The 16,763-nt window shown below is 66.7% G+C and carries 13 protein-coding genes; 4 read left to right on the top strand and 9 right to left on the bottom strand.

The features are described from left to right. Window positions 1–238 precede the first annotated feature (238 nt). The 3 genes from BLT59_RS21870 to BLT59_RS21860 form a co-directional block, all read right to left on the bottom strand. The gene (locus BLT59_RS21870; protein WP_091785405.1) at window positions 239–2,332 is read right to left on the bottom strand and encodes a TonB-dependent receptor; all 2,094 of its coding nucleotides are present in this window, start codon (window positions 2,330–2,332) and stop codon (window positions 239–241) included. A 176-nt stretch (window positions 2,333–2,508) separates the two neighbouring features. Further along, window positions 2,509–2,997 (bottom strand): nickel-responsive transcriptional regulator NikR, encoded by a 489-nt coding sequence (gene nikR, locus BLT59_RS21865; protein ID WP_091785583.1) that lies wholly within the window; start codon window positions 2,995–2,997, stop codon window positions 2,509–2,511. 405 nt (window positions 2,998–3,402) lie between these two features. After that, the gene (locus tag BLT59_RS21860; RefSeq protein ID WP_091785401.1) at window positions 3,403–4,980 is read right to left on the bottom strand and encodes an FAD-dependent monooxygenase; all 1,578 of its coding nucleotides are present in this window, start codon (window positions 4,978–4,980) and stop codon (window positions 3,403–3,405) included. Between the two features lie 68 nt (window positions 4,981–5,048). Between BLT59_RS21860 and BLT59_RS21855 the strand changes: the two genes are divergently transcribed. Continuing rightward, on the top strand, window positions 5,049–5,831 hold the full coding sequence (locus BLT59_RS21855) for a TetR/AcrR family transcriptional regulator (RefSeq protein WP_244514099.1): 783 nt from the start codon (window positions 5,049–5,051) through the stop codon (window positions 5,829–5,831). A 284-nt stretch (window positions 5,832–6,115) separates the two neighbouring features. Here BLT59_RS21855 and rnhA read toward each other — a convergent pair whose 3' ends face one another. Continuing rightward, window positions 6,116–6,778, bottom strand: a complete 663-nt coding sequence (gene rnhA, locus BLT59_RS21850) for a ribonuclease HI (RefSeq protein ID WP_091785394.1) — start codon at window positions 6,776–6,778, stop codon at window positions 6,116–6,118. Between the two features lie 833 nt (window positions 6,779–7,611). On the opposite strand from rnhA, the gene BLT59_RS21845 reads away from it, so the two are divergent. Beyond that, window positions 7,612–8,358, top strand: coding sequence for a Crp/Fnr family transcriptional regulator (locus tag BLT59_RS21845; RefSeq protein ID WP_091785391.1), 747 nt, complete (start codon window positions 7,612–7,614; stop codon window positions 8,356–8,358). Between the two features lie 229 nt (window positions 8,359–8,587). Here BLT59_RS21845 and BLT59_RS21840 read toward each other — a convergent pair whose 3' ends face one another. Both BLT59_RS21840 and BLT59_RS21835 read right to left on the bottom strand, forming a co-directional pair. Next, window positions 8,588–9,004 carry an ester cyclase gene (locus tag BLT59_RS21840; protein WP_091785388.1) on the bottom strand — a complete coding sequence of 139 codons (417 nt, stop codon included), beginning with the start codon at window positions 9,002–9,004 and terminating at the stop codon, window positions 8,588–8,590. Between the two features lie 158 nt (window positions 9,005–9,162). Continuing rightward, window positions 9,163–11,325, bottom strand: a complete 2,163-nt coding sequence (locus BLT59_RS21835; RefSeq protein ID WP_091785384.1) for a molybdopterin-containing oxidoreductase family protein — start codon at window positions 11,323–11,325, stop codon at window positions 9,163–9,165. A 229-nt stretch (window positions 11,326–11,554) separates the two neighbouring features. Between BLT59_RS21835 and BLT59_RS21830 the strand changes: the two genes are divergently transcribed. After that, window positions 11,555–13,027 (top strand): MocR-like pyridoxine biosynthesis transcription factor PdxR, encoded by a 1,473-nt coding sequence (locus BLT59_RS21830; RefSeq protein WP_091785381.1) that lies wholly within the window; start codon window positions 11,555–11,557, stop codon window positions 13,025–13,027. Between the two features lie 205 nt (window positions 13,028–13,232). Here BLT59_RS21830 and BLT59_RS21825 read toward each other — a convergent pair whose 3' ends face one another. Together BLT59_RS21825 and BLT59_RS21815 are read right to left on the bottom strand one after the other, a co-directional pair. Next, window positions 13,233–13,445: a DUF4287 domain-containing protein gene (locus BLT59_RS21825; protein ID WP_091785580.1), complete on the bottom strand. Its 213-nt coding sequence runs from the start codon at window positions 13,443–13,445 to the stop codon at window positions 13,233–13,235. A 467-nt stretch (window positions 13,446–13,912) separates the two neighbouring features. After that, a complete protein-coding gene (locus tag BLT59_RS21815) occupies window positions 13,913–15,319 on the bottom strand; it encodes an amidase (protein WP_091785378.1) in 1,407 nt (468 codons plus the stop codon). 109 nt (window positions 15,320–15,428) lie between these two features. Here BLT59_RS21815 and BLT59_RS21810 point away from each other — a divergent pair, with 109 nt between their 5' ends. Further along, window positions 15,429–15,992 (top strand): TetR/AcrR family transcriptional regulator, encoded by a 564-nt coding sequence (locus BLT59_RS21810; protein ID WP_091785375.1) that lies wholly within the window; start codon window positions 15,429–15,431, stop codon window positions 15,990–15,992. Between the two features lie 73 nt (window positions 15,993–16,065). On the opposite strand, the gene BLT59_RS21805 is transcribed toward BLT59_RS21810, so the two are convergent. Beyond that, window positions 16,066–16,749, bottom strand: a complete 684-nt coding sequence (locus tag BLT59_RS21805; RefSeq protein ID WP_091785372.1) for a type 1 glutamine amidotransferase domain-containing protein — start codon at window positions 16,747–16,749, stop codon at window positions 16,066–16,068. Window positions 16,750–16,763: the final 14 nt, after the last annotated feature.

Genomic DNA, 16,763 nt, shown 5'->3' with positions numbered 1-16,763 from the left:
ATCATTGTCACCGGCCATTTCCGACCGAACGCACGCCATTCTGGAACTTGCCAACTGGCGCAGCGGACTTGGCGGGAAAGCAGCCGTTTTCCGGACACATAGCGTGACAGGATGAATGACCGCTCGGGGTGGATTTCAGCCCGTCCGCTTACGAACGGAACCGCATCGAAGCGGACGTGGCTGCCTCGCTCTCGACCCTAAGGAGGCACTCTGAACGTCCGAATGCAGGTGGATGAAATCAGAACCGTCCGGCGATCGTCAGACGCACGGCGGTGGGCTCCGCCGGGTGGAACACCCGGTCGATCAGCCCCTCGGCGGGCTCGCCCGGCAGTCGAGACACGTACGCGTAGGTGATCTGATCGGACCGGATGTTGGTCAGGTTCAGCACGTCGAGCGAGACGCTGACGCCGGTCTCGAAGTTGTAGCCGATCCGGCCATTGACCAGCGCGGTCGGGCGCGAGCGGATCGTGTTGTCCTCGATCAGCGGGCGCGGCCCGAAGTGGCGGAGGCGGAGCGACCCGAACCAGCCGAGCGGCTCGCCGAAGGTGACGCCCGCCGACGCGATGGTGGTAGGGGCCTCCGGCACCCGGTTGCCCACCGGGTCGTAGCTGGAGAAGCGGGCGTTGGTGATCGTCAGATCCCCTTCCAGCGATAGGAAGGGCGTCACGGCGTAGCGGTTCGTCCACTCGACCCCGAAGCGCCGGGTCGGGCGGCTCGGCTCCGTGGTGCCGGTATCGCCCTGGAAGATGTTCTCCGAGGTGAAGTCGAGGCGGAACAGGGCGAGGCTCGTCTCCAGCCCCGCGATCGAGCGGTTGCGCAGGCCGACCTCGTAGCCCGTGGAGGGCACCAGGAAGGGCGAGCGGATGATGTTGAACAGGGGACTCGCGGGATCCACCGTGGCGGTGACGCCGCGCGCGTCGTTCGAGTGGAAGCCGCCGCCGTAGGTCACGTAGAACTCGGTGTCGAACCACGGCCCGAGCACGAGTCCGAGCTTCGGGTTGACGATGCCGTCGGTCGCCTTGCCCGCGTTGGCCGGCGTGTCCGAGCGGACATCGGCGTAGTAGCCGTCGGCGCGCACGCCCACGCTGGTGCGCAGCCACTCGGCCCAGCGTACCCGCGTGTCGAGGTAGAGCGCGCCGCTCGACTCGAGCACCCGGTCGTCGAGGATGCCCGAGCGGAACTGGCGGAAGGTGGTGTTGAACAGGCCGACGCGGATCGAGTCCGTCCGGGTCTGCGCGCCGACCTCGACCTCCAGCGGCCGGCCGAACAGGTCGCCCTGGAAGATGTGCAGCACCTCGCCGCCACCCAGGACGCGCTGGTCGAGCTGGTGGAACTGGTCGCCGTTGACGGGATCGTTGAGGAAATAGGTGAAGTCGTTGAACAGGTTCATCTGGTAGCGGATCACGTAAGCCGAGGCCCGGGTGATGCCGGTATCGTCCGTGGCGCTGAACCGCCCGGAGAGCGAGAAGCGGCTCGTGTCGCCGCCATCCGTGGGGTTGATCGTGCCGTAGCGGCTGAGCTGCCCCGAGACGACGGCGCGCTCCGGGATCTGGTTCGTGGCGGTCCAGCGGGCCGCGTAGGCCATGCCGGTGATCGAGAACCCGTCCAGCGCCGTGCCCTGGCTGTAGCGGGCCACCCCGTTGATCTTGCGCAGGGCATCCGGGACGGTCCAGGGCCCGTCATAGACCTGCGCCTCGCCGGCCACGAGCAGGTTGCCCTCGCCCAGCGGCACGGAGGCGATCGACAGGGCGCGCTTGTAGCCGAACGACCCGATCGCGGTCAGGGCCACGTTCTTGGCGACGGTGTCGAGGTAGTCGATGCGCACCGAGCCCGCGGAGGCGAAGTCGCCGTCGCGCACGAAGTACGGGCCCTTGTGGAACTCCACGGCGCCGACGAGTTCCGGGATCAGGAAGTTGAGGTCGGCGTAGCCCTGCCCGTGGGCGTGGGTGCGCATGTTCACCGGCATGCCGTCGACGCTGATGGCGATGTCGGTGCCATGGTCGAGGTTGAAGCCGCGCAGGAAGTACTGGTTGGCCTTCCCCTCCCCGGAATGCTGGGTGACGATCAGGCCCGGCACTTCCTCCAGCACCTCGCCGGGGCGCGTCACCGGACGGGCGTTGAGCGCCGCGCCGCTGATGATGCCGGCGCTGGCCGAGTCGACGGGCAGCAGCGAGCCGCCGATCCCGGTGACGCCCCCGACGTACCCGGCACTGGCGTTCGGTGTTCCCGGCGTGAGGATGGCCGAAGGCGGCGCGGAGACCACGGAGATCTCAGACAGCGTGACAGCGGACGGCGTCGGCGCACCCGCGTCGGGCGCTGCCCATCCAGGCATGCAGGTCGCGATGATGAGGCCGCTCGTGGTGAGCAGCGGCCGGGTGACGTGGCGAACGCCAACGCCTAGCGCAGGGCGACGGGGTTGGGAGATCGGACGGGGCACCTGCAGACCGGGCGAAGCGTGACGGTTCGCTTGTTCTGGCACGGCCGGAGTATGAGAAACATACGGATAACTCACACCGCCGGATTGGCTTGGCTCTGTTGCCCGTGGGACGCGGCCCCGTCAGCGTCCTTCGCGTCATGGCCATGCTGAAGATGGGCCTCGTCACCTTCGGGGATGAGGTGCAGGTGGCCGTAGCGGACCCCACGCTGGGTGATGACGGCGTCCGCGTAACTCTGCATCTGAGAGACCGACCCGCGCAGGACCGCCACCTCCAGGCAGTCGTCGTGGTTGAGGTGGACGTGCATGCTGGCGATCGAGACGCCGTGCTGGTGACCCTCGTCGGTCAGCCGGCGGGCCAGATCGCGCGTGCCGTGACTGTAGACGTAGCTGAGCGCCCCGTAGCAGGCCGCGGATCCAGCACCGGCGGCGCGGGCAGGCGCCAGGGCGTCACGGACGATGTCGCGCACCGCCTCAGAGCGACTGCCGTAGCCGCGGCTCTCGCAGATTGCATCGACGGCCGTCAGCAGATCGTCGTCGTTGGTGATGGTGATGCGCTGCATGAACGTCTCGACGTGGCCGTCGTGGCGCAGCCGGGCGGCTACCGATCCCCTCAACGGCCGTTCATTCTTATCGTAGCAGTCTGCGAACCGCTCGCCTGCCCGATGCCATGTCCGGTCTGTGGCGGCCGAACGGCTAAAGCTTTCCACCCCGAGCCGAAGTTGCCGGAGGCTGACGAACGGCCGCCTTGGAGACGCGCCGACGGCGGTTCGGGCGGCTGGGTTGGGTCGGAAACAGGAGGGCCATTCAGGGTAGCTTTCAGCCGGTCCGCTTCTGCGCGGCGACGCCATCAGAGTAGACTGACCCGCGGGTTAGATCGCAGGGTTTACGCACATCAGGCCTCGGCAGGGCGTGTCTGAGGCATGAACCGTCGCGGGGCATACTGCTCCCCCCGGGCGTTCAGGGCCTCACTGATCCTCGTCGCAGAGGTGACGCCCATCCAGCGGATCGCCGAACCAACGGATCGCTGCTTCGGCCGCAGCATGGACATCTGGCTCGCCCACACTGGTCCAGGCCACGACGCCGTCCGGACGGACAAGCATAGCGTCGAGGCCGAGCCGGTCTACCGCGTCGCACCCGACATAGGCGACCCGACCGGGCCAGCGCCGAGCGAGCGCCTTGAGCGAAAGGCTGGACTTGAAGTCGAGAAGCAGCCCACCACCCGCCCTCAACAACTCTCCGGCCCTTCGTCCGTCGGTCAGCGTAAAATCGGGAAGGCTGCGCCCGACCAGCGGGTGGCCGCCGCCCAGTTCATAGCGCAGGCCAACGCCCCATACGCGCTCGGCGAGATAGGTGGCGCCGTCGCGGGTGGCCGCGACGTCACGCACGACGGCCCTCAGCGCCTGCGAGCTGCGGCTCGGGCGCAGGATCGCGACTTGCGCCCGCGACCAGTCGAGGATTGCGGCACCGACAGGGATCCGTTCGTTTGAATAGGTGTCGAGGAGGTCGTCCGACGCCTCGCCGCGGATCGTGGCGGCGAGCTTCCAGCCGAGGTTCATGGCGTCGCCGAGCCCGAGATTGAGGCCCTGGCCGCCCAGGGGCGAATGGATGTGGGCCGCGTCGCCGGCGAGAAGCACACGGCCACGACGGTAGGTGGTCGCTTGGTAGGCGCGGTCGGTCCAGGTGGTGGCAACCTTGAGCGCCGCAATCTCGACCTCCACGCCGGACACCCGACGAAGCACCGCCTGCACGGACTCTCTCGTAAGCGAATGGGTCCGGTGGGATCGACCGCCGTCGAACTCACCGATGATGATCGAACCGGGCTTGGTGTAGATGTACAGGCCATCGGCCGTCTCGTTGCGCCCGCCGCGGAGGCGATCGGGATCCGCGAGCTCGACCTCGACGGAATAGCCGGTGAACTCGGGTTCGGTGCCGGTGAACGCGAAGCCGCCGCGCTTGCGCACGAGGCTGCGCCCGCCATCGCACCCCACGAGCCAGCGGCCGCGGAAGGTCTGGCCTCCGGCGCTCACGGTTGCCCCGTCCGCCACGACGTCGATGTCATCGACGCGGCAACCGCGGCGGATCTCGGCGCCCCATGCCTCGACCCGTGCCTCGAGCACAGGCTCCAGCGCGTCTAGATAGACCGCCAGGCGAGGTCCGGCTGGACTGGGCAGTCGCCAGGTCCACCGCGAGACGTCTATGTCCTCTTGGAAGAACTGGATGCCGGCGAAATGGCCCGCTGGCGTGCGCTGCGGAACGGGGGTCGGCGTCATAGAATCCCCGGCGTCTCCGTCACGCCGGTAGAAGCTCTGAATGATGGGGCTGGTGACGGCCATCGCCTCGATGTCGCCGAGCAGACCACGGCGGTAAAAGGCCTCCAGGCTGTGTGCGGAGAGACCCCGCAACCCGAACGGTGGCCCCTTCAGGGAAGTCGTGGCTGTCTCGGCCTGCTCCAGGACCAGGACCGACACGCCCGCCAGCCGCAGCTCACAAGTCAGGAAGAGGCCGACGGGACCGCCGCCCACAATCACGACGTCATAGATCACGGACGCCTCCTCACAGGGGCTGCGGCAGCGGCGCCGCCTGACGATTATGGCGTCTCGCTGACGGAGTCATGGAACAGCGTTCCAATGCCATCGTCTTGGAACGGCGTTCCATTCGTGTCAAGTCACGCAGCATGACCCTCGACACCCGAACCGAACGGCGCACGGCGCCGCTCTCGAAGACCCAGATCGTCGAGGCCGCGATCAGCATCCTCGATCGAGAGGGCGAAGATGCTCTCACGTTCCGCGCGCTCGCGACGCGCCTGGTGACGGGGAGCGGCGCCCTGTACCACCATGTCGCCAGCAAGGATGATCTCCTGGCCGCGGCCACCGACGACCTCATCGCCCACGTGACGCGACAAGCCGCCAGCGAGGCGACGCCCGAGCAAGCGCTGCGCACCCTCGCGCGGGGGGTCTTCGACACGCTGCAGCGTCATCCCTGGATCGGCAGCGTGCTGTCGCGCGACCCCTGGCAGTATGCCGTGGTGAGGCTCATCGAGAGCATTGGCCAGCAGATCCAGTCGATGGGCGTCCCTGGCCCGGCCCAATTCAACGCCGCGACCGCCGTGATGAGCTTCATCCTGGGCCTCGCCAGCCAGCACGCCTCACGCGCACGGCTGTTCCCGCCTGGGGCCGATCAGACGGCGTTGCGGGACGTGGCTCTCAGATCGATCGCGGCGCGGTGGATGACGCTCGAGCCGTCCGAGCACCCCTTCGTTCGCGAAGTGGCGAAAATCCTGCCCGACCATGACGATCGCGAGCAGTTCCTGGGAGGTGTCGACATCATCGTGAGAGGACTACGAAGCCTCCGAGAGGACGCAATGGACGGCGACGGATCCGATTTCTGCAGATGACGTCGGTCTGATAATCTCTGATCCTGAGCTGACCGTTGGCGAAACGGGAAAGGTTGTCGCTTCCGAATGGCTGCTTCCGGGCCGCGCTGTAGCAATCCGGAACAGCCTCGACCTGGAGCAGCCTCGACCTGGAGCAGCCTCGACCTGGAGCAGCCCTTCAGCGAGGCCTCGCCGCTCGGCCGCTACTTGCCCAAGAGCGACCTTTTGGCGTCCGAACGGCGAACGCATGTCGCAAAGCCGGGAACGACCCGGCGACCAGGCGTCGCCGCGGTCGGCCTCGTCCACTATGCTCGGCTCGATCGCAGGCGTGCAACCTCGCTAGGCCCGATCTCAAGGTAGAAGCGGATCGCATCGTCGACGAGAGCGTCGGGCGTGACACCCGCCGCCTTCGCGGCCCGAGTGATCTGGAGGCCAAGCGCAAGATCGATGCGCAAGTCGGCACCCTGGCTCGGCGAAGCCGGTGCTGCGGTAGGGGCAGGTAGGGGCGCAGCATTGTTCCGCGACTGGAGCTTGCCAAGCTTCGCTTCGCGACGGCCGCGGTGGACGAGAGCGTCGGCGCGCTCATTGAGACGGTCGCCGGCATGCCCCCGGACCCAGGTCCATTTCACGTCGCGCGCCGCGTTCAGCTCGTCGAGGCGCTTCATGAGGTCGACGTTCTTCACCTCACCCGTCGTCGTGCGCCAGCCTTTGGCCTTCCACCCGCGCATCCACTCGGTCACCGATTTGACGACGTACTGGCTGTCGCACCGCATTTCGATCGCGGCCCCGGCCGGGAAATGCTCGAGGCCGTTGATCGCGGCCGTCAATTCCATGCGGTTGTTGGTCGTGGTGCCGGGCTCTCCGCCGCACAGCTCGACCATGCCGTCCTGGGCCGCAACGACGACTCCCCAACCACCTGGCCCGGGGTTAGGGTCGCAACCTCCATCGGCATAAACGATCGTTCGCATCGTGGCGTCAGCCCTTTCGTATGGGGTGGTCGACGGGAGGCCGCCATCGATGCCCGAAATTGGCTGACAGATGGTATCTCCGCCCCGGTCCGTTACCGCAGGAGAGCGGCAAGCGGAGCATCATATCGATCACCTATGACACGCCGCAGGCAGGTCGGGCGTGACGCTCGTCAGCGAGATTGCGGAGTTCGCCGAAGGCTGTCGGCACGGCCCTCACGGGTCGGGGCTGTGTCAAAACGCGGGGGTATTGCGCAGTCGTAGAACAAACGTCTCCGCATCAGCCGCCAGAGGTCTCCACGGCGACGGGCCGGTGGCAACACGAAGCCCCTGAGGCCGATGTCACGCTTCTTCGAGAGACCAATTTCCTACGGCCGCCGATAGCATTCGCGCTTTGACACAGCCGCGGTCGCGAACGGAAGGACCGTTCGGGGTAGTTTTCTGCCTGTCCGGCTGTGAACCGCAAACGCATCGAAGCGGACGTCGCCGTCCCGCCGTCTCCCCGCTTTCTACCGACGAACGACAGGATCTCGCTGTAGGCCCGCATCGAGCTATGAGCCGATTTTGGCTTCGAAAGGCCTTGCTCGAAGTGGTTCAAATCTGGAGCGAATCGACAATTCGCCTCGAATAAAACCGGGACCAAGCGGGGCGCAGAACGGGCGAAAGACGGTCCGGTTCCATTTCAAACATAAATTTATATTTCGCTAAAAACTGATCTACGGCAGCTTAATTCCGTGAGATTTGTTTATTTTTGCCGCCACCGTCGGCTGGTTCGTTACAGGTGCTGACGGCCGGGAGAGCCATGCGCTTCCACCTGCAGTGCAAGGGGAAGACATATGCCTTCTAGTTTCGGCCAAAGCGGCATCGATATGCTCATCCGCAAGCTCGGGAGCATCGCGAACCTCTCTGATGAGGAACGTCAGGCCATCGAGCGCCTGCCGGTGAGGATCAACCATCTCGACGCCCGGCAGGACATCGTGCGCGACGGCGACATGCCCTCACACTGCTGCCTGATCCTCGATGGCTGGGCCTGCCGATACAAGCTGCTCAGCCAGGGCAAGCGACAGATCCTGTCGTTCCATATCGCGGGCGACATCCCCGACCTTCAGAGCCTGCACGTCCACACCATGGATTACAGCCTCGCCACGATGAAGCGGGCGACCGTCGCGTTCATCCCGCGCGAGAATCTGAAAGAGCTATCCGCGCGATTTCCCAACCTCGCGGCACTCCTATGGCGTGACACCCTGGTCGACGCGGCGACTTTCCGCGCGTGGATGACGGGCATGGGCCGGCGCACAGCCTACGAGCGGATCGCACACCTATTCTGCGAGATGTACCTGAAGCTTCAGGCCGCGGGGCTGGCCGGCGACTACCGCTGCCCGATGCCGCTCACCCAGACGGATCTCGCTGATGCACTTGGCCTGACGAGTGTGCACGTCAACCGTGTGCTGCAGGAGATGCGTGGCCATGCACTGATCACGCTTCGGCGCCACACGCTGGTGATTGAGGCCTGGCATGATCTGCTGCAGGCTTCTGAGTTCGATCCGACCTATCTTCATCTGGAGAAGCGCGCGGCCGCGTGAGCTTCGCCGAGAAGGGCGCGGCGCGATCATCCGCTGATGAGACCGCTACAGGCTGGCTTCTATAGCGGGGTTGGGTCGACAGCGGAATGGCTGCTCGGAGTGGATTCGGCTGTTCCGCTTACGGAACCAGCACCAAGGAAAGCGGTCGCTCGCTGACGCCGCTTGAGCGTTGTGAGCTGACGGTCTCGTCAGGCTGCTCGGTCGAAGACGAGCTGTGCCGCTGCAAATGCTAAGTCCAGCCCAACGCCTTCACGGCCCGGGCATCGTTCCAAATCTTCGTAACACCACCGATCTTATTGCCCTCGAACTGCATGACGTAGACATAGTCGGTCGACGTAGACTTGCCCGTAGGCGGGCAGGGGCCGCCTTCGCCGGTATGGGTCCCGTGGAAGATCCCGTAGGCCGCCACGTTCCGGCGCTCCTCGTCCGTGGCGAAGGACTTCACCTCGTACCGACCGTCGGGGATGAAGGTGAGGAGCCCCTTCATCCACTCGGTGTAGTCCCGCAACGAGGTAATGCCGGCGAGGGCATCAGCTTGAGCCGAGAAGGTCGCGTTGGCGGTGCAATAGCGCTCGCAGGCCTCCCAACCTCCGCCCGTCTCGCAAGCGTCGAAGAAAGCCTTCGCAACCGTCGTGATGTCGCTCATGCCGAGATCAATCCTTCCCGTCGCTGCGCACGCCGCTCGATACGGACACCCGTCGAAGCCATCCCCATGAGCGCGTGCGTCTTGAAGGCTTCGCCGACAATATCGATAGCGTCTGCGCGGGCACTCCCGGAAGCGCGCCCGCGAAGAAGGTCGTTCGGCTAGTTCGCCCGCGAGACCTCGACGAGGTTGTCGGAGAACGAGGGGGCGTGGCCCATGTCGGTGAAGGCCGCCGACGAGATGCTGTTGACCGTCCCCTCGTTGAGCTGGCGCCAGTAGCCAAGCGTCGCCACCACGATGCCGGCCTTCACGTCGTCGGTGATTCGCGCGACGCCCTTGAAGGCCCCACGGTCGTTGGCGACCTTTACGCGGTCGCCGTCCTGGATGCCCCGGGTCCGGGCATCGTGCTGGCTGATCATCACGAACTGCTCGCCCTGGCCCTTCTGCTTGTCCTCCATGTTGGCGTAGCAGGAGTTCAGGAAGTAGTGGCTCTTGGGCGAGACGATGTTGAGCGGGTAGCGCTTGGCCAGCTCCGGGTCGTTCGCGTGCGATTCCCGCGCCCCGACATAGTCGGGCAGCGGGTCGAGCGCCTCGCCCGGCTGGAAGCCCTCGTACATCTGCCGGAACGGCGGCGCGACGAAGTTCGTGGCGCCCTCCACCTTCAGCATGCACTTGCCGGTCGGCGTCGGAAAGTTCCCCTCCCGGTGCGGCGCCCGGTCGTCCGGCGTGCCGACCTTGAGACGGGCGAAGCCGTGCTCGCGCATGTAGGCGAGGTCGATGCCCTCGCAGGCCGGGGCGTTCCAGTCGACGTAGTGCTCAAGGCACTCGCTGTCGCTCCACTTGAAGTTCTCCTCCTCGAAGCCGAGCCGCGCGGCGAGCCTGCGGAAGATCTCGTTGTTGGGGATCGCCTCGCCCGGCGCCTCGGCGCACTTGGTGTTGTAGGTCAGGTAGAGGTGGCCCCAGGAAAGGATCATGTCCTCCATCTCGGCGCCCATGGTGGCGGGCAGCAGGATGTCGGCGTAGGAGGCCGTGTCCGAGATGAAGTGCTCGGCCGAGACCATGAACAGGTCCTCGCGCATCAGCCCCTCGACGATCTTGTCGGTCTCGGGCGCCTGCGTCACGGGGTTCGAGTTCCAGCACATCATCGACATGATCGGCGGGTCGAGCTTCATCTCGCCGGTCAGCGCGCGGCCGATCTGAAGGTTCGAGACGACACGGGTGCCCTCCGGGATCAGGTCGGGCCGGCACATCACGTCGAACTTGTAGGGATGTTCCCAGACGCCGAACTGCGTGACGCCGCCGCCGACATGGCGCCACGCGCCGGTCAGCGCCGGGATGCAGGTCACCGCCCGGATGGTCTGGCCGCCGCCGTAGTGCCGCTCCAGCGCCACGCCCATGCGGATGCCGACCGGCTGCTCGGTCGCCATCTCGTAGGCGAGCTTGCGGATGTCGTCGGCGGGGATGCCGGTGATCTCCGCGGCCCATTCGGGCGTGCGGGTGCTCGCCCGCTCCTTCAGCTCCTCGAAGCCGACCGTGTGGTTGTCGACGTAGTCCTGATCGACGAGGCCCTGCGCGATGATCGCGTTGATCAGCGCCATGGCGAGCGCGCCGTCGGTGCCGGGCTTCGGGGCGATGTGCCAGTCGGCCGCCTTGGCGGTGCGGGACGCGTAGGCGTCGATGACGACGACCTTGGCGCCCTGCTTCTGGGCGTCCTTGACGATCGCCCAGTGGTGCAGGTTCGTGCTGACCGAGTTGCAGGCCCAGATCACGATGTACTTGGAGTGGATGTAGCTGTCCGGGTCGAGGCCGGCGGTCGGGCCGACCGTGAGCAGCCACGCGGTGCAGGAGCCCTCGCCGCAGAAGGTCCGCTCGGTCACGGTGGCGCCCATGCGGTTGAAGAAGGCGTCGCCGCCGTTCAGCCCGTGCACGAGGCCCTGGTTGCCGAGGTAGCTGTAGGGGGCGATGGCCTGCGGCCCGTACTGGTCGATGATCGCCTTCCAGCGGGTGACGATCGTGTCGAGCGCCTCGTCCCAGGTGATCCGCTCGAACTGCTTGGAGCCCTTCGGGCCGACGCGCTTCATCGGGTAGAGGAGCCGGTCCGGGTGGTAGTGGCGCTTCTCGTAGTCCTTCAGCTTCACGCAGAGGCCGCCCCGGGTCATCGGGTGGTCCGGGTTGCCGCGTACCCCCTGGAGCTGGCCGTCCTTGACGTCGAACAGCATCGAGCAGGTGTCGGGGCAATCGTGCGGGCAGCCTCCGAAGAACGTTTCCGTCAGGCTCTCGGCCTCGGCGACGATCAGGGAGTCCGGCTTGACGATTTCGTTCATGTTTCCTCCGCGGTCGAGCCCCCGGCCTTCTTGGCGTTCCGGATGGCGTGCCCGACCCGTTCCTAGGATGCACTAAATCACAAACAATTCCAAATTTTGGTCAGGCAAAAGGGCCAAATCAGACGCGACCCATGGTACCAACCGTTTTATCGCGCCTGACTGGACAGGTCTAACCCGGCCGGCGACGGCACCGACCGGACGTCACCGACGGGGCGCCGACGATGATGGGGTGACGGTGGAACTGACGCTCACGCTGGACGCGACCTCCGCCAAGCCCTTGCAGGTCCAAGTGTTCGACCAAGTCCGGGAGATCATCCTGGAAGGAAAGCTGAAGGCCGGCATGGCGCTGCCGCCGAGCCGCCTGCTGGCCGAGCGCCTGGGCATCTCGCGCAACACCGTGATCACGGCCTACGAGCGGCTCGCGGCCGAGGGCTACGTCAAGGCGCGCGGCACGGCCGGTCTGTTCGTGGAGCCCATCCCGCCGGACAGCCTCCTGCTGATCCAGCGTGGCGGCGAGGCCCCGACCAATGGACCGGTCCCGGACGGGGCCGGCGAACCCCTGCTCTGCTTCGCCGGCTCGCCGGGCGGCGGCGGCGACCGACCGGAACTCGACTTCTGGGTCGGACGTTCGGACCCCGCGGGGTTCCCGCTCCGCATCTGGCGGCGGATCGTGAACCGTCTCCTGTCGCGCGAGACCGCCTACCTGACCGACTACTGCGACCCGGCCGGTCTCCCGGAACTCCGCGCGGCCATCGCCACGCACCTGAGGCGTGCCCGCGCCGTCGCGGTGACGGAGGACCAAGTCGTCGTGACCGCGGGCGGGCAGGACGCCCTCAATCTGGTGTTCAACCTGCTTAGGTCCCGCACCCGGCAGCTCTGTATCGAGAACCCCTGCTACCTCGGGGCATCCCTGATCTTCAGGAGCGCCGGCATGACCATCCATCCGGTCCTGGTGGACGGCAACGGCCTGCGGACGGACCTATTGCCGAGGGACCGGGGCAGCCTGCTGTACGTCACGCCCTCGCACCAGTTCCCGACCGGCGCGACCATGCCTCTGAGCCGGCGGCTGGAACTCCTGCGCTGGGCCGAGGAGACCGACAGCTACATCGTCGAGGACGACTACGACAGCGACTTCCGATACGACGGCCCGCCGCTGACTGCCCTGGCCGGCCTCGATGGGGGGCGCCGCGTCTTCTACGCCGGCACTTTCTCCAAGTCGGTGGGGGCGGGCCTGCGCATCGGCTACGCCACAATCCCGCGCCTGTTCTGGGACGAGGCGCGGATGCTGAAGGCCCGGATGAGCAACGGTCAGGCATGGCTTGAGCAGGCTGCGCTGGCAGCCTTCATCGACGAGGGGCACTTCGACCGGCACCTGCGCCGGCTGCGCCAACTCTACAAGTCGCGACGCGACTGCCTTGTCCGGGCGCTGCGGGAGACGTTCGACGAGCCCGTCATCCTGGGTTCGGAGAGCGGCCTGCATCTGGTCTGGCGACTCCCGGAAGGCTTCCTCCCGGCCAGGACGATCCAGATCAGGGCACGCGAGCGAGGTATCGGCGTCTACGCGCTGTCCAGCGGAGCCGCTTACGACTTCGACCCTGGAGCGCGGGATGACATGCTTGTGTTCGGCTACTCGTCGCTGGCTGAGACACAGATTGAAAGCGCGGTACGCGCGCTAAAATCGATATCGGAGGATGCACGCTGAGGACAAAGCTTCGCGCAGCTTATGTCCGCTCTCGGGCGCTCGCGACAACGATCCGAGCGCCCGGCATGGTTCGCCAGGAGCTCGTCCGCTGGACCTGCGCCGAAGCGGACCAGCAGCTTTCGGCCAGCTTCGGCTGAAAGAGATCACGCATAGAGCGTCTTAGACGTCTCAACAGCGGCCGCGCCGTATCTGCGGCGCAGGTCGGTTACCTCTTAGGCTCGGACAGCACGTGAGCGACGATCGCGTTGGCGTGGCCGTGGCCCATTCCATGCTCGGCTTTCAGCATGGAGACCAATTCCATATGCTTTGCGGGGAGGTGTGCCCGGACCAGCTGCTGCCAATCGCCGATCGGGCGCCCGTACTTCTTCTCGATAGACGGAAAATACGACGCCGGTCCTTTGGCGGCCTCGGTCGGCATGCGGGCATCTTTCGCAACAGGCGGTGGGCGACAGCTTCGTCGCGCATCGCGCTGACCGCAACCCTCGCGCAAGAACCAGTACGGTGAGCCCGCCGATATCCGCTCAAAGGCATCATTGCTCGCGAGCGACGCGTCGATCCGCGTACCACCGGCGTTCCGGACCTGAAGGGCGACTCTCAGCGGCTCGACGTCCGCGTCGTCCAGTTCGAGAACGTCGTTATCGAACTCCCGCCGAATCTTGATGCCGCGCAGCCGATGAGTGGCGGCGACAGCTGGGCCGAGCCGCGCGATCACATCGTTCGGCCAGTAACCGCCGATCGGCAGGCGCCTCAGAACGACCGTGTCGGGTGGCTCTCAGCCTGTCCGGTCCTGGGAAGAGGGGTTTGGCCGCTACACACCCATCTCAACCATTCGACGTCAGTTCAGGGCCGGGAAACGCAGAGCGCTTCCCGGCGGGCTCCCTCCTGTCAGAGGCTCGGGTGCAGGCCGCGGACCGGGCTCACGCCCTCCAGCACCGAGGCGGCGTGCAGGAGCGTCGTCTCCGCCTGCCAGCTTCCCACCAACTGCACGTTGATTGGCAGGCCCTCGCGACTCGTCCCGAACCGCATCGACAGCCCGGGCAGGCCCGTCACGTTCAGAGGCACAGTCGCGCCCTGCAGGTACGTCAGGTCGATGGTCTCGCCGTTGACGACGAGTTCCTTGATGCCGTGCTTGTGCGCCGGGACCGGTAGCACGGGAGTCAGGAGCACGTCGTAGTCCCGGAAATAGGCCGCATAGCCGTCCCGGAGCCGCTCCGCCGCCTGCTGGGCCGCGACGTAGTCCTCCATCGACGTGTCCGGCAGCGACAGCATCGTCTTGGCCATCCTGTACATCTGGTCCTCGTGCCCGACCGTCGCCTCGCGGAACGCCGGCTTCATCTCCATGACGTGGAGCTTGTTGAACACGTCGAGGGCGAAGTCGCGCTCCAGAGCCGGGATGCGCACCGCCTCCACGTGGTGGCCCTCGCCCTTGAGGGCTTCGGCCGCGGCCTGGACGGTCGCCGCGACCTCGGTGTCGATGGGGCCGAAGCCCGGCCCGACCATCCAGCCGACGCGTAGCTTGCGGTCCGACGTAGCGCCGACGCCAGCGTCGAACGGGACGGTGCTGGTCGCGAAGGCGTCCTGCCCGTCGGGGCCGGCAAGCTGCGAGAAGGCGAGCGCGAGGTCGCGGATGCTGCGCGCCATCGGGCCGACGTGCCAGAAGCGACGCGGCGCCCGCGGCCAGATGCCTGTCATCGGGACGCGCCCATGGGTCGCCTTCAGCGAGACGATGCCGGTCTGGGCCGCCGGGCCGCGCACCGAGATGGCGAGGTCGGTGCCCAGGCCGAGCGGCGACATCCCCGCCGCGATGGCCGCCGACTCGCCGCCGCTTGAGCCGCCGGGCGTGCGGTCGAGGTTCCACGGGTTGTTCGAGCGGCCGGAGAGCAGGTTGTCGCTCTCGATCCAGTAGGAGAATTCGGGAAGGTTGGTCTTCGCGAGCAGGATGCCGCCGGCCTTCTTCATGCGGGCGACGCTGGTCGCGTCACCGTCGGGCGTGCGGCCCCTGAAGATGGGTGAGCCGCGCTGGGTCATCACGCCGGCGGTGTCGATCGAGTCCTTCACGGTGAAGGGTACGCCGTGGAGCGGCCCGAGGTCCTTGCCCGCCATGACTGCCGCCTCGGCTTCCTTGGCGATGACGATCGCGCCCTCCGCGATCGTGACGATGGCGTTCACCTTGGGGTCGACGGCTTCGATGCGGTCGAGGTGCGCCCGCACGACCTCGACGGGCGAGAGCTCCTTCGTCCGGATCAGCTCGGCCAGTCTGGTCGCGTCGGAGAAGATGATGTCCCGGGTCATGCCTGCTTCCCTATCTGTCGTTAGGCAGACTCGAGCTAGGACTGGATTTTCGCGTCGTCAACCCCTAACTAACGATCGTTAGTCTCTCTGTTTCGGCCAGGAGGTAAGGGTGAGTACGAGCGCCAAGGAGACGATCCTGGCCGCCGCCAGGAAAACCGTGCAGGCGCATGGCTATGGCGGTCTGAGCTATCGCGACCTCGCCGCGGAGGTCGGCATCAAGGCCGCGAGCATCTACCACCACTTTGCCAGCAAGGCGGATCTAGGCGCGGCGGTAGCTCGGCGCTACTGGGAGGATACGGCGGCCGAGCTCGACGCGATTCTGGCCGAGACCGGCGACCCGCTCCGCTGCCTGCAGCTCTACCCCAACACCTTCCGCAGGTCGCTTGAGGACGGGAACAGGCTCTGCCTGTGCAGCTTCATGTCGGCGGAATACGCCAACCTGCCCGAGGCCGTGCAGCGGGAGGCGCAGGGCTTCGCCGACGTCAACGTCGCCTGGCTCGCCAAAGTGCTGGTCTTGGCTGGGGCGGCGGAGCCCATGGGCAGCGAGGCGCGCGCGCGCGCCATTTTTGCGGCGGTGTCCGGCGCCCAACTCTACGCGCGGAGTCGCTCGGACGTCTCGCAGTTCGACGACCTGATCGAGAGCTACCGCGCCTCGGGCCTCCTGCCGACGTGACATGGGAAGCGCGTCCGGCTGTTACGCCGAGCGCACCGCGGGTCTGTCTCGATGTGTCGTGCCTCGCCGGTCCTCAGGCGCGCGCGAGCAGGTCGAGAAGGCGCTCGGCCGCGGGTCCGGACGAGGCCGGGTTCTGCCCGGTGATCAGCAACCCGTCCCCGACGACGTACGGCTCCCAGTCGCCGGCCTTGGAGAATGCGCCTCCGTTCCGCTTGAGCTCATCCTCGACGAGGAACGGAACCACCTCAGTTAGGCCGACCGCCTCCTCCTCGGTATTTGTGAAGCCGGTGACGGCCTTGCCCTCGACGAGCGGCCTGCCGTTGGGCGACTTGGCATGACGCAGCACGCCGGGGGCGTGGCAGACGAGGGTGACGGGCTTACCGGCCCGCAGGGTCGTCTCGATGAGACGCACCGAGGTGGGGTCCTCGGCGAGGTCCCATAGCGGACCGTGCCCGCCGGGATAGAAGACCGCGTCGAAGCCTTCGTGTGTGACCCCGTCGAGGCGGACCGTGTCCGACAGGACGGCGTTTGCTTCGCTGTCCGCCTCGAAGCGTCGGGTCAGGTCGGTCTGGAAGCCCGGCTCGTTGCTCTTGGGATCGAGCGGCGGCCGGCCGCCCTTGGGCGAGGCCAGGACCACTTCGGCGCCCCCGTCCTTGAACACGTAGTAAGGGGCGGCGAGCTCCTCCAGCCAGAAGCCGGTCCTACGACCGGTGTCGCCGAGCTTGTCGTGGGAGGTCAGCACCATCAGGATCTTCATCGTCGTTCTCCACG

Origin of the sequence: Methylobacterium sp. UNC378MF, assembly GCF_900103195.1 — a bacterium.
GTDB lineage: Bacteria > Pseudomonadota > Alphaproteobacteria > Rhizobiales > Beijerinckiaceae > Methylobacterium.
Note: the sequence above shows the minus strand (reverse complement) of the source record. Positions and strands in the feature narration are given on the sequence as shown.

Bases quoted from the DNA above. Each gene is read 5' to 3' on its own strand.
- BLT59_RS21815 (WP_091785378.1), bottom strand. From the start codon at position 15,319: ATGACCCGGGACATCATCTTCTCCGACGCGACCAGACTGGCCGAGCTG.
- BLT59_RS21870 (WP_091785405.1), bottom strand. From the start codon at position 2,332: ATGCCTGGATGGGCAGCGCCCGACGCGGGTGCGCCGACGCCGTCCGCT.
- BLT59_RS21845 (WP_091785391.1), top strand. From the start codon at position 7,612: ATGCCTTCTAGTTTCGGCCAAAGCGGCATCGATATGCTCATCCGCAAG.
- BLT59_RS21825 (WP_091785580.1), bottom strand. From the start codon at position 13,445: ATGCCGACCGAGGCCGCCAAAGGACCGGCGTCGTATTTTCCGTCTATC.
- BLT59_RS21835 (WP_091785384.1), bottom strand. From the start codon at position 11,325: ATGAACGAAATCGTCAAGCCGGACTCCCTGATCGTCGCCGAGGCCGAG.
- BLT59_RS21855 (WP_244514099.1), top strand. From the start codon at position 5,049: ATGGAACAGCGTTCCAATGCCATCGTCTTGGAACGGCGTTCCATTCGT.
- BLT59_RS21805 (WP_091785372.1), bottom strand. From the start codon at position 16,749: ATGAAGATCCTGATGGTGCTGACCTCCCACGACAAGCTCGGCGACACC.
- BLT59_RS21840 (WP_091785388.1), bottom strand. From the start codon at position 9,004: ATGAGCGACATCACGACGGTTGCGAAGGCTTTCTTCGACGCTTGCGAG.
- nikR (WP_091785583.1), bottom strand. From the start codon at position 2,997: ATGCAGCGCATCACCATCACCAACGACGACGATCTGCTGACGGCCGTC.
- rnhA (WP_091785394.1), bottom strand. From the start codon at position 6,778: ATGCGAACGATCGTTTATGCCGATGGAGGTTGCGACCCTAACCCCGGG.